Below are 16,913 nucleotides of genomic sequence, written 5' to 3' on the forward strand. Positions count from 1 at the left end.
TGGAAAACCGTTAGGAACACCACAACCCTAAGCAAGCCACTATTGGCCTGTTAAGTGCTGCTGTTTTTCTTTCATCCTCTTGCTCACAGCCACTCCACAATGGACGTATTCAAAACCAAAGCCTACGGTGCTACTAACTCTATTTTCAACGGTTTATCGGAAATGGAAATTGAGCGGCATGCTCCTAAAGCCGACGAAGTTCATATCGATATTTTGTACTGCGGAGTATGCCACTCCGATTTACATCAGGTGAAAAACGACTGGCACAATACCATTTACCCATGCGTACCCGGCCACGAAATCATCGGACGAGTTATTGAGATAGGCAGTAGTGTGTCTAAGTTTCAGGTGGGCGACGTGGTAGGAGTAGGATGTATGATAGATTCTTGCGGCACTTGCCCAGCTTGCCAGGAGCAAGAAGAGAACTACTGCGAGGGCCCCGTTAGCTGGACGGCTACTTACAACGGCTACATGAAACCTCAAAACAAGGACTTCAACACCTTTGGTGGCTACTCCACCAACATTGTGGTGAAGGAGTCATTTGTGCTGCGCATTCCAGAGGCACTAGACATAAAAGCGGCGGCTCCCATTCTCTGCGCTGGCATCACTACCTACTCGCCGCTGAAATACTGGCAGGTAGGGCCCGGCCAGAGCGTGGCAGTAGTAGGGCTCGGTGGGCTGGGCCACATGGCAGTGCAGTTGGCGCGGGCCCTGGGAGCTACCGTCACGGCCATTACCACGACTAAGGAGAAACAGGCTGCTGCCGAGAAGCTGGGAGCCCACGAGGTGCTACTCTCTACTGATGCGGACGCCATGAAGGCTCATGAGTTGAAGTTCGACTTCATTCTCATTACCATCCCCGATGCGTTCGATGTGAACGAGTATGTGAAGCTAGCCAAGCGCAACGGCGTAATCACCACGGTGGGCTTGATAGGACCTTATAAAGCGCCCCTCAACAACCAAGAAGTAGCCATGCACCGCCGTTCCGTGTCGGGCTCCATCATTGGTAGCATTGCCGAAACTCAGGAGGTACTTGAGTTCTGCGCCCAGCATCAGATACTGCCCGAGGTGGAGATGATCAATATTCAGGACATCAACAAAGCCTACGATAAGATGCAGGACGAGGAAGTGCGCTTCCGCTATGTCATTGATATGGAATCACTCAAACAGGAAGCGTAGTGCATGGTCACGGCGCAAGCTTCAGCCGCTAGCCGCTAACTGCTGGCAGTATACTTCCCAACCAAAAAGCCCATCCGAGACTCGGATGGCTTTTTGGTTACGGAAATCCGTTGGCTTACTTGCTCAACTTGGCTTTCAGGTTCTCGTCGAGGGCTTCGAGGAATTCCTCCGTGTAGAGGTAGTCGCGGCCATGCTCCACCTTGTTGCCGTGGATGCATACAGCCAGGTCTTTGGTCATTTTGCCGCTTTCTACGGTTTCAACGCACACAGCTTCCAGTGCCTTGCAGAAGTCAATCAGCTCCTGGTTGCCGTCGAGGATACCGCGGAACTCCAGTCCGCGCGTCCAGGCGAAGATGGAAGCAATGGGGTTGGTAGAGGTAGGCTTGCCCGCTTGGTGGTCGCGGTAGTGGCGCGTCACAGTGCCGTGCGCTGCTTCCGCTTCCATCGTCTTGCCGTCGGGCGTTACCAGCGTCGAGGTCATCAGGCCCAGGGAGCCAAAGCCTTGCGCTACGGTGTCGCTCTGCACGTCGCCGTCGTAGTTTTTGCAGGCCCACACGAAGTTGCCGTTCCACTTCAGGGCAGAGGCTACCATATCGTCAATCAGGCGGTGCTCGTAGGTAATGCCCGCTTCCTTGAACTTGGTCTGGTAGTCCTGCTCGTAGATTTCCTGGAAGATGTCCTTGAAACGACCATCGTACTTTTTGAGGATGGTGTTCTTGGTGGAGAGGTACAAGGGCCAGCCTTTCATCAGGGCCTGGTTGAAGCAGGCGTGGGCAAAGCCGCGGATCGACTCGTCGGTGTTATACATGGCTAGGGCCACGCCGTCGCTCTTGAAGTTGAACACTTCAAACGACTGCTCTTCGCCGCCATCCTCGGGCGTGAAAGTAATCTTGAGTTTACCCTTGCCTTTGGTTACAAAGTCTGTAGCGCGGTACTGGTCGCCGAAGGCGTGACGGCCGATGCAGATAGGAGCAGTCCAGTTTGGCACGAGGCGCGGCACGTTGCTGGTCACGATGGGCTCACGGAATACGGTGCCATCTAGGATGTTGCGGATGGTGCCGTTGGGCGACTTCCACATCTGCTTCAGGTTGAACTCCTTTACGCGGTCTTCGTCGGGCGTAATGGTAGCGCATTTGATACCTACCCCGTACTCGCGGATAGCGTTGGCCGCATCAATGGTTACCTGGTCGTTGGTTTCGTCCCGGTACTCAATGCCCAGATCGTAGTACTTGATGTCCAGTTCAAGATAAGGGGTAATGAGTTTGTCTTTGATGAACTTCCAAATGATGCGCGTCATTTCGTCGCCATCGAGTTCTACTACGGGGTTTGCTACCTTAATTTTTGTCATTACCTGTGGGGGGTCTGGTATGGGATGGTCTTTTTCGTCACTCGTGTGACCCCCAATAATACGGACTCTGGCTTGTCGAATCTAATATGCCGCTTGGTTGGCCCATGCAAAGGCCTACCAGTTCGGCCTGCCGGTCTTTGGGCAAGGCAAGCACAGGCTCGGCGGTAGGCTAGGGCGGCGTAGCTAGTAGCGCAAGCTAGGTAAGGCTAGTGCATTTCAAATGAGCTATTTCTGCTCAATCAGTACGACTATTCGCAATGCCCTCTGCCAGCCGCCACTACGCGCGCACCTGCCCGTAGTACTAGTGGTATTCTGGGAGCGTACATTTTTCTGTGCTATGCCTGCCTCGGGCGTAGTTAGTGGGCAGGTGGGCTAACGCTACCTGCTGCTATTCGTAAAGCAGTACTGTATCCTTTCTCCTGCCTTATGAAATCTGCCTTCCTACTTGCCGCTCTTCTCGGCTGTGCAACTCTCAGCTACGCGCAAACTACTCCCAACGCAACGCCTACCGGCGCTACTACCGGCGCTAACCCCACCGTATCGGGCACCAAGAACGTAGGAGCCGACCGCGCTGACGCGCCTAAAACAACCGGCGTAGAAACCTCCACAGCCTCACCTGCTCCTAGAGGCCGTACAACGTCGTCTAGGACCAAGCGGCAGGCTCCCAAGCGCGCTACGTCAACCAAAACAACTTCGTCTAAAAGCCAGATCAACCCCTAAAAGCTAGTTGCGCAGAGTACAAGCCGCGCAAAAGGCCAAATGCTACGACGGCCCGGACTATACAGTCCGGGCCGTCGTAGCATTTGGCCTTTTGCGGCGCTGTAGAAGCACAGCGCTGACGCATTGAAAGCAGATCTAGATTATCCTTGGGTTGCTTGTTGATGAGCCTCGCGGAGCCACGCTTGGGCTTCCTCAATGGTACCAAACATGCGCATTTGCAGGCGGTTGCTAAGGCCAACGCGCATTGCTTCCGCTGAAATAGCGGCTAGCTCCTCCTGGCTGATGACGTTGGCAAAGTGCGTCAGGCCTTGCGCCGTGGCGCGCGGAGCCCAATTGCTTATAATCCACTCAACGGCGTGGTCCCAGTGGCCCACTACCTGCCGGTTGTCGTTGAGTAGGTAGGCGCACTCGTGCTCACGTAGGGGGTGCAGGCAGGCATCGGCCCCACTGATAATGCCCGTATATGTCTGAGGACCAATCCAATTATTGTACACCCACGGGCCGGTGGCATCGTAGTCAATGGTTAGATAGACTTCGCCGAATCCGTTGATTAATTCTGTAGGCATGGATGGTTGCTGAGGGGGCGAGCAGGAGGCGGAAACTCCAGTAGTGCAGCTAGCTACACACCTAGAGTACGGCTAGAAATATACATAGCCAACTGGCTTAGTACGGATTCTAGTTCTGCATGGCTAACTGTTGTGCTGAAAAGTGACAAGCCACCTTAAAGTAACCGATGGTAACACGTTTGTAATCTGCGGATAGGGTTTATTTATGATGGGATACCTATACGTTTCACCGCAAGGCCTTTGGACGCTAGGCTGGTCCCAATATGAGCTATGGATTTGGGCGCCGTCGTTAGTACATCATCCAATTCCAGTAGGCCGATCAGGTCAGACGCTGGACAGTTCTCAATCGGGGGCGAAACCAGGCGCAGAAAACGCGAATTAAAGCCGACGAACTCGAGTCATTGCTAGTACAGAGCATACCAAAGAATATGCAGTGAGATAGTATGTATGCAAAATATAATTTTGATATTCATATATTGACTGGCAGATTGCTGCTATTGCCATGATCTATTGACACTTACCTGTCCTGCATAGTAGTCTTCTACTGCTTCCGCGGGCCACTGCTTCTGATAAGATTACTTACTACTCATTGCTATGAAACCAATTCAAAAGGCGGCCGCAGTTGGCGTCATGTGTGCCTTCATTGGGCCCAATTTGTGCTCCATCGTTCAGGGGAAGGAGTCGTTTCCATTTACACCCGCGCCCATGTTTGCGCACTACATTGGCGACGACACGAATTTCTACGACATTGACTTTGTGGGCACAAAGGGCCAGACGGAGAAAGCACTGTACCCGGGGCTAAACAAGAACGATGCGCACGCCAGGAACTACGCCACCATGCGCTTCTTCCTCAATAAGATCTACGGGTCAGCGGAAGCCAAGTCGCCCCTGGGCTACTTTGAGCAGGACACGAAAGCGCAGTTCGAAAACCGGATGAGTACGTTCTTCACCCACTACTTTGCTACCGACCTAGCCACCGGTGCAGCACCAGTAGACACCATCCGACTAGAAATAAGCCGCTACAACCGGCGCTATAAGCTGCAAGAAAAGCATGTAGTAGGGTATTACGCAGTTCAAGCTCAAAAATTCACGCACGTATGGAAAAGCAACTAGCCTCCCGTAAGTGGACGTCAGCCTTGAACGCTTACTTCTTCGAGAAAAGCCGCTTCCAACCCCTCGGCCTGATTCGCATTGTATTGCCCATTTTGTGCGCCTACCAGGTATTTCGGGATTATGAGTGGATGCAAGGGCTAACCTTTATCAACCCGGCCCTAGACAAGCTGCACGAGCCCAGCATGCTCATCAAACTGCTGGGCCTGCCATTCCCGCTGGCCCCAGAGTACGCGCAGCCGTTTGCCGTGCTCTACTACGTGGTGGCGGGGTGCGCGGCACTAGGGCTTGGTACCCGCCCGGCCTTGTTCATCTTCGGGCTGGCTACTATCTACCTTGTGGATATTGACGTTTCCCGAGGCTTTTTCAATCACGAGGCCAGCCTGATTTCGCAGGTGCTATTGGTTCTATCCGTAGCGCCGGGCTCCACCAGCTTCTCCGTTGACCGGCTACTGGGCACCCTCAGCAAGCAACCCAGCGGCCCGCAGAAGCCGTTGTGGCGGGTGCTAGCGGGGCCACCCGTGCCCGCGTGGGGCTACAAGCTCATCCTTATTCTGCTAGCCTGCACGTACTTCACAGCGGGCGTTTCCAAGGTGCGCTACGGCGGAATGGAATGGCTGGATGGTCAGACCCTAACTCATTACCTGGACGGCAGCGCTAACCCCTACACCCCCGGCAACAAGCCGATGTATATTGGTCCACCCGATGTGCCCCAGCAGGAGAAGTGGAAGGACGGATTCGGCATCTATACTTACTCCTACGGCAACCGCAGGGTAGCCCTTTCTGGCAGAAGGTAGGCCATTTCATTACGGCTACTCCGCTCTACATTCAGGTGTTCGCCATTGCAGCTACCTTGTTTGAGCTTTGCGCCTTCACGTTGCTGCTGAGCGGCTGGCCCCGCGTGCTGTACCTTCTCGGCGCCATTCTGATGCACAAGTCTATTGGCTTCCTAATGAACCTGCCCTTCATTGACTATCAGGCCTTGTGCTTTCTCCTCATTGACTGGCGCTGGGTGTTTGCGCAGGTGCCGGCCGGAGCGAAAACCCTGGTGAAGCGCCAACTAGTGCGTATAGTACCTGGCTTCAGGGCCGTGCCCGAGGGTGCTACTTCCGTGGCGCAGTAAGTCAGCGCGAGAAGGAATAGGAGCAGGGCAGTAAGCAGTTGACCGGCAAGATGCTTACGTTAGGGGCACAAATTGTTCTTCCCCGGCCTCTCTACTGTCCTTCCCAACCGTCATGCCCGTTCTTTCATCGTTTGCTGCCCGCTGTGTGGGCGTATGTGGCCTAAGCCTCTTGCTGAGTAAGCCTGGCCTGGCTCAGCAGGAAGTACCCACCAGCGCCTGGGCCTAGTGCCCTTGCCCCGCGAAGTAAAAGCCTACGCTGCTACTTATTCCTTGCCGCAAACGGTGCGCGTATTTGCTACCACCCCCGACGCGCGCAACGTGGCTACGCTGCTGCGCGGGCTGCTGGCCCCGCTCGGCAAAACGGTGGCGCTAACCACTACCAGCCAGGACGCTCACATCCGGCTGCGCACGGCCACCATGGCCAACCCCGAGGGCTACCAACTGGTAGTTGACAAAACGGGCGTGGGCATCACGGCCGCTACCGGAGCCGGGTTGCTCTACGGCAGCCAGACGTTTCTGCAACTGCTCCCCGTGCAGTCAGCAGCTACTACGCCGGTACCCTACGTGCGCATCACCGACCAACCCGCGTTCCGGTGGCGGGGGGGTATGCTCGACGTTTGCCGGCACTTCTTCCCGGTAGCGTTTGTGAAGCGCTACATTGATTTTCTGGCGGCCTATAAGCTCAACACCTTTCACTGGCATCTTACTGATGACCAGGGCTGGCGCATCGAAATCAAGCGGTATCCGAAGCTAACTCAAATCAGTGCCTTCCGCAAGGAAACCCTGCTGGGAGCCCAACAGACCTTTAAAACGCCCGCCGATTTCAAGTACGATGGCCAACCCTACGGCGGCTTCTACACTCAAGAGCAAATTAAGGAAGTAGTAGCCTATGCTCAGCAGCGCTACATCACCATTGTACCCGAAATAGAAATGCCGGGGCACTCCGTGGCCATTCTAGCGGCCTACCCCGAGCTGGCCTGCAAGCCCGGCCCCTACGAAACCTGGACTCAGTGGGGCGTGAACGAAGATATTGTGTGCCCGACGGAGCCCACGTTTCAGTTTTTCGAAAACGTCCTGACGGAAGTGGCCGCCCTGTTTCCGGGCAAGTACTTCCACATCGGCGGCGACGAAGCGCCGAAAGCACGCTGGAAGGAGAGCGCGGCGGTGCAGGAAATCATGAAGCGCGAGAACATCACGGATGTAGAGAAGGTGCAAGGCTGGTTTAACCGCCGCATTGAGGCCTTTTTGACTTCAAAAGGAAAGAAGCTCATCGGCTGGGACGAAATTCTGGAAGGCGGCATTGCCCCTACGGCCACCGTAATGAGCTGGCGGGGCGAGCAAGGTGGTATTGAGGCCGCCAAGCGCGGCAACGACGTGGTGATGACGCCCGCCGGATTCCTCTACCTTGATGCCGGCCAGAACCCCGTGCCGCACAGCCCCCACGAGCCGCTCATGATTGGGGGCTACGTGCCACTGGCGAAGGTATACGGCTACAACCCTTTGCCCAAGGAGCTAACCCCCGAGCAGCAGCAGCACATCCTGGGCCCCAGGCCAACTTGTGGACGGAGTACATTACCACTCCTGAAAAAGCAGAGTACATGCTATTTCCGCGCCTGCTGGCCGTGTCTGAAGTAGCATGGACACCCGCCGCCCAAAAAAACTACGCCGATTTTCTACCCCGCTTGGGCAAGCAGTTTGCCCGCCTAGATCAGCATAAGATCAACTACCGGGTGCCTGAGCCCCTTGGCCTGGATGCGGCCAGCATGGTCAAGCAAGATGGGAAAGCCGTTTTTACGCTCCGCTCCGTAGTGCCCGGAGCCCAAATCCGCTACACCCTCGACGGCAAGCTGCCCGACGAAACCACCGAGCTGTATACCAAGCCCATCACCATACCGCTAAATCGCCAGCTTACCGTGCGCGCCATCACCATTGCCCCCAACGGGCGAAAAAGCCCCCCGGCAGAGGTGGTTGTGAACTGATTTTAGGATACCCAGGATAGGAGTTGACAAGCACTTTCGTACTCGTTAAGAATGATGCTGGTGTGGTTTAGGCTGCGTAGGAGCTTCTTATGCGGCAACGCGTTCGGCTTGAATACATTACGTCGTCTGTATGATTACTGGCACTATGCCAACTGCGGTTTTCGGCATCATTTCCCCCATAGACTACTCCCGTCCGTTACCATGCAATGGCTAGCTCCCTGTCGGTGGTGGCTGGTATGGTGCCTGGTGTGCATAGGGAACGGGGTATCCTGCTTGGCCAAGCCCGTTCGCTTGTCTGAGGCAGCTACCATTAGCTTGATAACCTGCGCGCCAGGCACTGAAACCTACGCCCTATTTGGTCATTCGGCCCTGCGCGTAGCGGATCCAGTACGGGGCCTAGACCAGGTCTACAACTACGGAACTTTCAATTTTCAGACGTCGCATTTTTACTGGCGCTTCCTGCGGGGCGATTTGCGCTATTTTCTATCTGTAGTACCCTTCAGGAACTTCCAACGAGCCTACGAGCAAGAAGGCCGGGCCGTATCGGAGCAAGTGCTGGCCTTAGAGCCCCGGGAGGTGCAACGGGCATACTCGCACTTGGAAAGTACTTTACACTCTCCGGCTAAGTACTATCAATACCAGTTTTTTGCGGATAATTGCTCCACTCGCCTCTTCGAAGTACTCAATGCCAGTGTAGATACTCCACTACGTCTGGATTCATCCCAAGTAAGCCCTGCTGCTACGTACCGTCAGCTGTTAGTACCTTACCTGCGGCCCGCTCCATGGGTGAAACTGGGTATGAACATCGGTTTAGGCTGGCCTGCTGATCGAGCTACGCACTTCCGCCAGCGCCTCTTCCTACCCTTGGAACTACAGCGCGCCCTGGCAAAAGCTACTCGAAAAGGTCGGCCATTCGTAGCCCGGCAGCACCAAGTAGTAACGGCCAGCAGCCGTACCGCTTCCCACGCCGCCTTTGCCCCAATGGGGCTACTTCTAGGCTGGATGGCGTGGAGCTTACTTATGTGGCGATGGACTCATTGCCCTACCTGGCTGCGTCGCCTTCATGTGCAAGTACTATTCGGTGCTACTGCATTGCTTGGCTGCTTACTTACTGTACTTAGCTTAGCCTCCTTGCATACACCCGTGCAAGCTAACTATCAGCTGCTATGCTACTGCCAAGCCACCTAGTGCTGGTTGCGCGCCCGTGTTCCTGGTGGCGTACCTATATAGTCATTTCTTTAGCCCTACTTATAGTCGGCAGCTTACTAACCCTTGTAACAGGATACGTGCAACTGCTACCAGAAGTGGGGGCCTACTCGCCTTATTGGCAGGCAACCTACTGTGGCTACGTACTTGGGGGCAAAGGCTCAAAGCAGGAAGGCACCAACGGTTGGGAGGATTCCTTCAGCGTAGTACATAACACCGGGTAGCTTATTAGCTATAGAGCTACTATCTGTGATAGAAAAGACTTGTTGGCTATAGTAAAATAGGTGCAGAGCTACACTGCTGTAGTTTGCAGCACACGTGCGCCTCTACCTTTAGAAGCACTTGCGTAAGGCAGCGAGTGTGCAAGTTTTATCATTGTGCTTGCCCTTGGGGTAGTTTTCCGGAGGCACAAGCAGACCCGGAATTCATTGGCGCGTCAATCGTGATAAGCGCATTTTACTTGCTAATCACTACCCCACGTACGGCATCAACGGCTAAGCTTTTCTTCTCAGAAAAATTATAAATTATTGATTATAAGAGCAAATTGACTATGTTAGCCCATACTTCTAATTTTTGTTAGAAGTGTAATATAGTTCACTATTCACTTTTACTGTTTATCCATGAATAAAGCTTTACTCATGAGTCCCATACTCATGGTTGGTCTGTTGCAGCAGGCCGTAGCACAAAATCGTCAAATTTCCGGGCGGGTTACTGATCGTAGCACAGGGCAAGGCCTTCCTGGGGTAACGGTTCTAGTGAAGGGAACTACTACTGGTGCCACTACCAACTCCGATGGAGCTTACCTTATCAATGTCCCTACCGACGCTGCTACCTTAACTTTTAGTTCTATTGGGTACGTCAACCTTGAGCGCGCAGTAGGCTCTGCTGCTACTATTGATGTAGCGCTGGCAGCTGATACCAAGCAGCTTGGGGAGGTAGTAGTTTCGGCGCTTGGCCTGGAACAAAGACGTGATGAACAAGGCACCGCAACTTCTCGCGTAAGCGGTAATGCCGTGACCCAATCGGGAGAAACGAGCGTTATCACCGGTTTGGCTGGTAAAGCCTCCGGGGTACAAATTACCCGCTCTAGCGGTGACCCAGGGGCTGGCGCTTACATCCAGATTCGAGGACAGAACACCATCACCGGTAACGTTCAGCCTTTGATAGTAGTCGATGGCACACCCATTAGCAATTCTACCTTAGGTGGTGGAGTAGACGGCGTAACGCAGCAGTCGCGCTTGAACGACATCAACCCCAATGACATTGCTTCCATTCAGGTTCTAAAAGGAGCCTCCGCGGCTGCTTTGTGGGGCTCCAGAGCTGCTAGTGGGGTGCTCATTATTACCACCAAAAAAGGTAGTACGGCTGCCGGGAAGCTTAGCGTAACATATGGTGCTACCTACTCACTAGATAAGATTTCTTATCAGCACGACTTGCAGCAATCGTATGGACGTGGCTCTGGCGGGGTAGCAGCCATCGGTACAACCAACCCAACTACTGGCTTCACAGGCACCAACAACAACGCTAACTCCTGGGGAGACAAGCTTTCTTCACGGGCCGGCGGACCAGATGATGTAAATACGACCGGCGCTTACTTTCAGGCTGCTGATGGTACCCGGTATTATCCTGTTACCAAAAAGAATGACCGCACTTCCTACCTAGACAAAAACTTTGATGGAGTATTCCAGACGGGTCATTTCCTAGAGAATAACCTAAGCCTCAGTGCTGGTGATAAGGATGGGAATATTTTTATCAGTCTCTCCGACCTTAACCAAGAAGGCATTATTCGCCAAGGGAGTGATTATCGTCGCTCCACGGCGCGGGTGAATGCAGAAAAGCGCTTCAACAATATTGTGCGCTTAGGAGGCAACTTCACTTATTCAAAGATTAACTCCAACCGCATACAGCAAGGCTCCAACACGTCAGGCTCTACTTAGGTTTTCTTCGCCAAGCCCCTGATTTCGACCAGGAAGACTTTATTGGCACGTACTTCGACGCCTCTGGAGCTCCTTTTTTGAACCGACAACGCTCTTACCGTCGTCAACTCGGGGAAACGGCTAGCCCTGCTTACAATAACGCGCTGTGGACCACCCGCGAGCAGAAAAACCCAAACGAGGTAGACCGCTTCCTGGGCACCGTAGAATTGGGGCTAGATCCGCGTCCGTGGTTAAACTTCACTGCGCGGGTAGGTGCCGATGCATATACCGATTACCGCACTAGCTTTTTCCCGAAAAACTCAGCGCAGAACAATGCCAACGGGGAGGCGACGGAACAAACTATCACCGAGACTCAATACAATGCCGACTTCTTTGGGCGGGCCTCTCACTCCTTTGGCGCCAAGTTCAGCGGTAACATCTTGGCTGGTATCAATTTTAACCAACGCCGATTCCAAAACCTGGGAGCTACGTATCGTAACTTTATCTTAGATGAGCGGCAAGGGCAGAGTTACTTCAACAACTCTACAAATGCCAACCGGATTGCTTTTGACAGCGAATCGAAGCGTCGTAACTCACGCGGCTATGCTACAATAGGGCTTGTTTTCAACGAGCAACTATTCTTGAATGGCACCGCCGCAGCGGAGGCTGCTTCTACGTTCGGCCCCCAGACAGAAAGCTTATTCTTCTATCCATCGGTCGATGTTGCCTGGCAGTTTACCAAGCTGGGACTACTGTCTGAGAACAGAATCCTGAGTTTTGGCAAGCTGCGTGCAGCTACGGAGAGGTAGGGGTTGAGCCGGGCGTATACGTGGTAAATGACATTTACCAAGCCGCTAGCTTCACAGAGAGCTATGGCCCTTTCCTGGATGCGTCGGCCTACGCCGGTAGTTTCGCTCGCAATGATGTTCGGCGTAATCCTTTTCTAAAGCCAGAACGGAAACGCGAAGCAGAACTAGGCCTTGATCTACGCTTTATCCAAGACAGAATTAGCCTGAGTGGCACCTACTATCAAACTAAAACCGTCGATGCCATCTTCGATGTGCCAGTTGCCACTTCCTCAGGGTATTACCAGGAAACTAGCAATGCTGGTACCATCCAGAACAAAGGCATTGAAATAGATCTGGGAGCAGATATCATCAAAACCGACAACTTTGTCTGGAACGTAGGCGGCAACTGGACGCGCAATCGGAACAAGGTGCTTTCCTTAGCGGGAACGGAGTCACTGTTCCTGGCTGGCTTCACCGGAGTTTCCTCCCGCGCCGTAGAAGGCCAGCCGCTGGGCGTGCTTTGGGGTGGGCGCTACGAGCGTAACGAGGATGGCACCATTGTAACTGACACGGATGGCTTCCCAGTAAACGCCGACACCGAAGGCATTATTGGTGACCCAAATCCTAAGTGGCGCTCAGGGTTAAACACCACGCTGTCTTACAAAGGCTTGCGCTTGTTCGCCCTCCTTGAAACCTCTTTTGGTGGAGATATCTGGGCGGGTACGGAAGGGGTACTGCGTACGTTCGGCACGTCTAAGTTTACGGATGTAGAAACTACTCTTTCTGCTGTTGATGCAGCCGCTATCAAAACCTACACTGGTCAGACGGTTGCTCAAGCTTATCGGCCAAATAGTGATGGTAGCTATACTTTCCGGGGGCGGGTAGATCGTTTCGGCAATGGCCCTCAGGTTGCCCTTGATGAAAGCTGGTACACCACGGATGGTGGCGGATTTGGGGTAAATGGCGAGCAGTTCATTCAGGATGCTACCTGGACGCGTTTGCGGGAGCTAACACTGGGATACACTCTGCGCTCTGAGAAATTCCGTAGCCTGACCCGGCTGAGCAATATAGAGTTGACGCTGACAGGTCGTAATCTGTTGCTCTTCACCAAGGAGTTCAAAGGAGTTGACCCTGAAACCAACCTGACGGGCCCTACAAACGGTCGGGGCCTGGAATACTTTAATAACCCTGGCACCCGTTCCTTCCTGATCGGTCTGCGTGTAACGTATTAATTGCCTTATCTCTCGATGAAAAAGTCTTTAAAATATATTTCTGCAGCAGTAGTAGCTGTTATGTTAGGTGCCTGCCAAGATTTCGTTGAAGATCTTGACGTTGACCCAAACAGCCCAGCTTCTGCGGATGCTACCAACACTATTCAAGGAGTAATGTTGGCCGACATAGTTTTTCATGAAGGTGATGTATCGCGCACCACAGGCATGTGGGCTGGTCAGTTCACAGGTTCTGACCGCCAGTATCTGAGTACTGATATTTACAGCGTAACAGCCGGCACGTTCGATGACTTGTGGGCTACTGCGTATGTTGGTACAATCACGCAGGCTCGTTTAACTGAAGCTACGGCGGAGGCTGGTTTCAACTTAAAACTGAAAGGCGTTGCTCAGATTCTGGAAGCTCACGCCGCGGGCACTACTACCTCCTTGTGGGGGGATATCCCGTTCCGGGAGGCGGGACAACGCGCTACTTTTCCTTCGCCGAAATATGACCCGCAGGCACAGGTATATGCTGATGTGCAGGCATTGCTAGACGACGCCATTAAGAACTTGGCAGCCGGAGGCGTCATCCCAGCTACCCAGGATATCTTCTATGCGGGGAACGCAACGAAATGGACTGCCTTGGCTTACAGCTTGAAAGCACGCTACTACCTGCACACGAAAGAGTATGCGGCGGCAAAGGCTGCCGCAGCCAGAGGAATTTCGTCGGCAGCTAACGACTTCGTAGCGCCCCATGCGAATCTATCCGGAGCTCAAAACCTCTATTACCAGTTCTTGGGGAACCGTAATGGGTATCTCACTGGTGATAATGCGTATGCGCCCAAGTTGCTTGACCCCGCGCAGAAGAGCTTGATTGCGAATAACCGCAACAATGCAAAGACGGACGAAGGAGCACGCTTCTCTTATTTTTATGAGCCCGCCTCTACCCCAGCTGCTGCGGATTACGAGTTACGACAAGGACTAACGGCAACGGCAAAGGAATTCTCTGATCCTGATGCTTCCTTCCCACTGGTTACGTATTCCGAAACGCAGCTTATCATAGCCGAAACCAGTGCACGGACTGGTACTCCTGTTGATGCCTTAGCTGCTCTCAATAGACACCGTGCGGCACTCGCCGTAGCCTACCCAACTGGTAAGTACGAGCCCCTGCTGCTCTCAGACATTGCGGGTGGTGACTTGCTAAAGGAAATTCTAACGGAGCGATACGTGACCCTTATCGGACAGGCCGAGGCCTTTACGGATGCTCGTCGGACGAATAACATTGTTGGAATACCCATAAAAGGAACGGGGAATACTACTCTACCACAGCGTTTCCTATATCCTCAGTCGGAGGTAAACGCCAACGCCAATGTTCCGAACCCGATTCCCGGGCTGTTTGTGAAGACGCCTGTCAACAACTAGGCAACCGTCTTCGGTCTAGGTAAGAGAGCCTAGGGCGTGGCGCTACCTATAACCCGTAAGTATAGAGAACCCGCTTGGCCGTAGCTGAGCGGGTTCTCTATTATAGAGGATTCTGTGCTCAATGTTTACCTGAGAAGAAGGAACAAATAACACCATACATCCTTATAAGCCGCGGGAGCATCAGCATGCAACTTTCCATAGCACCTTATAGCTGACTAGCTCCAGCCCAAGCAGCTATAAGGGGCTGTTCGCAACTGGTACGCCCAACTTATGCTACCCGGCATGCGTTTACCGTCGGTGAAGCCGAGCAACTCTCCGCGTCGGCACACACCGACTTACGACTAGGTCCGACCCAACGGGCAACTTCACCGCCTACCAGCGGCTACTTCCCTCGTATCTTCGTGGTTCACTGGCCCCTGCCTCTCGCCGCCGATTTTCATGTCTGATGTTTCCCTTCTGGCACCTAGTGCCTTACCTGCGCCTTTTCTGCCTGCGCTGCTCGACATGCTCTCTAACGGGGTATTGTACTACCTACCCTGCGGGATGCAACTGGGACCATCGTTGATTTTCGTTTCGGCTACTTCAACTCTGCGGCCCAGCAGTTGCTGACGCTGCCCGCCGAGCCCGCAACAACGTATCTGGAACAGTGGCCTGGGGCAACTGATTCTGGGACTTTCGCTTTTCTGCGCGACGCCATCTTATCGGATACCCCAACTCACCGCAATGAGTTCTACCCAATAGAAGACCGCACTATTTGCCTGCGCGTTCAAGCCCGCCGCCTAGATGCTGGTTTGCTAGTCACCTTCACTGAATGCCATGAGCAGTCTAGTGCGCTGGCCGAAGAAACCTTGCGTCAGAGCCGCACCCGCGAACAAGAGGCTCGTGCCGAAGCAGAGCGCCAGCGGGGAGAACTACAACGAGTGTTTGAGCAGGCGCCAGTAGCCATTGCCGTATACCGCGGCCCCACACATATCATCGAGTTTGCCAATACCAGCACCTACGCCATTTGGGGGCGGCCCTACAAAAAAGGCTTAGGGAAACCCTTGCTTGAGTTGCTACCCGAAATAACAGGGCAGGGCTTCGATGAGCTTCTGGACCAGGTTCGCACTACCGAGGAGCCTACCGGGGCTACAGCATGCCCTCCCAAATTCAGCGGAACGGCCAACTTGAAACCGTTTATTGGGACTTCGTCTACGTACCTATGTACGACGCCGATGGCACTGCATACGGGGTGCTGACGGTAGCTATGGAGGTCACCGAGCAAGTACTGACCCGCCAACTGGCGGAAGAGAAAGAGCGGCAGACCAACTACCTCAATGAGGAGTTGCAAGCTGCCAACGAGGAAATTCTGGCGAACAACCAAGAGCTGGAGCGCACGCAGGCCGAACTTCGCCTGCTCAACGAGGACCTGGAGGCCCGAGTGCTGGAACGCACGTATGAGCTACGCCACGCCCAGGCCAACGAACGAATAGCTCGGCAGCAGGCAGAAGCACAGCATCAACTTTTGCACCGTGTCTTCGAGCAGTCGCCGATTGCGCTTTGCGTGATGCGCGGCCCCACTCACATCATAGATGTGGTGAATCCGCTAGCGGCAAGAATCATTGGGCACCCGCGCAAGCAGCTCCTGGGCCAGCCCTACGCAGATGCGGTGGCGAAAGGCCCAGCGCAAGAGTCCCTGAATTTGCTTCAGCAAGTGTGGGAAAGCGGCGAGGCTGTTACACTCCAAGACTACGCTATTCGCTTAAGTAACTCTCCGAGCGAGAAAGTAGGGTACTATAATCTAGTGTACCAGCCTTTACGGGATGATCAGGCCAGGTCGCCAGCATTGCCTGCGTAGCCATCAACGTGACCAGCCAGGTTATTGCCCGCGAGCAGGTACAGAGCCTAAACGAGGAACTGGCGGCCATTAATGAGGAATTGCAGGTAACGAATGAGGAGCTGAACGACACCAACACCCGCCTGCTGCGCACCAATGCTGACTTGGATAACTTCATCTACACCGCTTCTCACGACTTAAAGGCGCCCATTACCAACATTGAAGGTCTGCTACGACTGCTCGAAGATCTGTTGCCGGCTTCCGTGCGGGGTGATGAGCTACTTATGCCCGTGCTGACGCGCATGCAGGAATCCATTGAACGCTTTACGCGCACCATTGCCCACCTCACCGACGTGAGCAAGCTGCAACTCGAGTTTGCTCATCCTGCCGCCACCACCGCCTTGTTCCCTGTCCTGAACGATGTACAACAGGATTTGCAGCCCCTTTTCGCCCAGACTGGCGGGGAAATGACTATTGATGTGGACGGCTGCCGCACTCTGTTTATCTCCGAAAAAAACTTCGCTCAGTACTT

Annotated in this window: 16 protein-coding genes and 1 pseudogene; 15 read left to right on the plus strand and 2 right to left on the minus strand. The window is 53.8% G+C overall.

Annotated features, from left to right (window positions below; genetic code table 11):
* The first annotated feature begins 99 nt into the window (after positions 1 to 99).
* Positions 100 to 1,179, plus strand: coding sequence for an NAD(P)-dependent alcohol dehydrogenase (locus VI25_RS21580; RefSeq protein WP_045690307.1), 1,080 nt, complete (start codon positions 100 to 102; stop codon positions 1,177 to 1,179).
* A gap of 115 nt (positions 1,180 to 1,294) precedes the next feature.
* On the opposite strand, the gene VI25_RS21585 is transcribed toward VI25_RS21580, so the two are convergent.
* On the minus strand, positions 1,295 to 2,527 hold the full coding sequence (locus VI25_RS21585; protein ID WP_045690308.1) for an isocitrate dehydrogenase (NADP(+)): 1,233 nt from the start codon (positions 2,525 to 2,527) through the stop codon (positions 1,295 to 1,297).
* 426 nt (positions 2,528 to 2,953) lie between these two features.
* On the opposite strand from VI25_RS21585, the gene VI25_RS21590 reads away from it, so the two are divergent.
* The gene (locus tag VI25_RS21590; protein ID WP_045690309.1) at positions 2,954 to 3,247 is read left to right on the plus strand and encodes a hypothetical protein; all 294 of its coding nucleotides are present in this window, start codon (positions 2,954 to 2,956) and stop codon (positions 3,245 to 3,247) included.
* 140 nt (positions 3,248 to 3,387) lie between these two features.
* On the opposite strand, the gene VI25_RS21595 is transcribed toward VI25_RS21590, so the two are convergent.
* Positions 3,388 to 3,813, minus strand: coding sequence for a hypothetical protein (locus VI25_RS21595; protein ID WP_052695441.1), 426 nt, complete (start codon positions 3,811 to 3,813; stop codon positions 3,388 to 3,390).
* A gap of 594 nt (positions 3,814 to 4,407) precedes the next feature.
* On the opposite strand from VI25_RS21595, the gene VI25_RS21600 reads away from it, so the two are divergent.
* The 13 genes and pseudogenes from VI25_RS21600 to VI25_RS21665 all read left to right on the plus strand — a co-directional run.
* Positions 4,408 to 4,926, plus strand: coding sequence for a hypothetical protein (locus VI25_RS21600; protein WP_045689766.1), 519 nt, complete (start codon positions 4,408 to 4,410; stop codon positions 4,924 to 4,926).
* A complete protein-coding gene (locus VI25_RS21605) occupies positions 4,911 to 5,720 on the plus strand; it encodes an HTTM domain-containing protein (protein WP_055562871.1) in 810 nt (269 codons plus the stop codon). Before VI25_RS21600 ends, VI25_RS21605 begins: the two co-directional genes overlap by 16 nt.
* Before the next feature lie 35 nt (positions 5,721 to 5,755).
* A complete protein-coding gene (locus VI25_RS21610) occupies positions 5,756 to 6,046 on the plus strand; it encodes a hypothetical protein (RefSeq protein WP_055562872.1) in 291 nt (96 codons plus the stop codon).
* Between the two features lie 225 nt (positions 6,047 to 6,271).
* Positions 6,272 to 7,632 (plus strand): annotated as a pseudogene (locus tag VI25_RS21615) (beta-N-acetylhexosaminidase); the annotation flags it as partial.
* 36 nt (positions 7,633 to 7,668) lie between these two features.
* Positions 7,669 to 8,025 (plus strand): chitobiase/beta-hexosaminidase C-terminal domain-containing protein, encoded by a 357-nt coding sequence (locus VI25_RS21620; protein ID WP_161807015.1) that lies wholly within the window; start codon positions 7,669 to 7,671, stop codon positions 8,023 to 8,025.
* A gap of 273 nt (positions 8,026 to 8,298) precedes the next feature.
* Positions 8,299 to 9,213: a DUF4105 domain-containing protein gene (locus VI25_RS21625; RefSeq protein ID WP_055562875.1), complete on the plus strand. Its 915-nt coding sequence runs from the start codon at positions 8,299 to 8,301 to the stop codon at positions 9,211 to 9,213.
* Positions 9,214 to 9,869: 656 nt separating this feature from the next.
* The gene (locus VI25_RS24420; RefSeq protein ID WP_236705188.1) at positions 9,870 to 11,168 is read left to right on the plus strand and encodes a carboxypeptidase-like regulatory domain-containing protein; all 1,299 of its coding nucleotides are present in this window, start codon (positions 9,870 to 9,872) and stop codon (positions 11,166 to 11,168) included.
* 77 nt (positions 11,169 to 11,245) lie between these two features.
* Positions 11,246 to 11,956 (plus strand): hypothetical protein, encoded by a 711-nt coding sequence (locus VI25_RS24425; RefSeq protein ID WP_052695760.1) that lies wholly within the window; start codon positions 11,246 to 11,248, stop codon positions 11,954 to 11,956.
* Between the two features lie 20 nt (positions 11,957 to 11,976).
* Complete coding sequence (locus VI25_RS24430; protein WP_052695762.1) at positions 11,977 to 13,167, plus strand: TonB-dependent receptor; 1,191 nt, start codon at positions 11,977 to 11,979, stop codon at positions 13,165 to 13,167.
* Between the two features lie 15 nt (positions 13,168 to 13,182).
* The gene (locus tag VI25_RS21650) at positions 13,183 to 14,565 is read left to right on the plus strand and encodes a SusD/RagB family nutrient-binding outer membrane lipoprotein (protein ID WP_045690568.1); all 1,383 of its coding nucleotides are present in this window, start codon (positions 13,183 to 13,185) and stop codon (positions 14,563 to 14,565) included.
* Between the two features lie 602 nt (positions 14,566 to 15,167).
* Entirely contained in the window at positions 15,168 to 15,803 is a 636-nt protein-coding gene (locus VI25_RS21655; protein WP_055562877.1) for a PAS domain-containing protein, read from the plus strand.
* Positions 15,767 to 16,402: a PAS domain-containing protein gene (locus VI25_RS21660; RefSeq protein ID WP_055562878.1), complete on the plus strand. Its 636-nt coding sequence runs from the start codon at positions 15,767 to 15,769 to the stop codon at positions 16,400 to 16,402. The genes VI25_RS21655 and VI25_RS21660 overlap by 37 nt, the downstream gene beginning before the upstream one ends.
* Before the next feature lie 8 nt (positions 16,403 to 16,410).
* A partial coding sequence (locus VI25_RS21665; RefSeq protein ID WP_161807016.1) for a HAMP domain-containing histidine kinase occupies positions 16,411 to 16,913 on the plus strand: 503 nt, incomplete at its 3' end.

Origin of the sequence: Hymenobacter sp. AT01-02 (assembly GCF_000961955.2) — a bacterium.
GTDB lineage: Bacteria > Bacteroidota > Bacteroidia > Cytophagales > Hymenobacteraceae > Hymenobacter > Hymenobacter mucosus.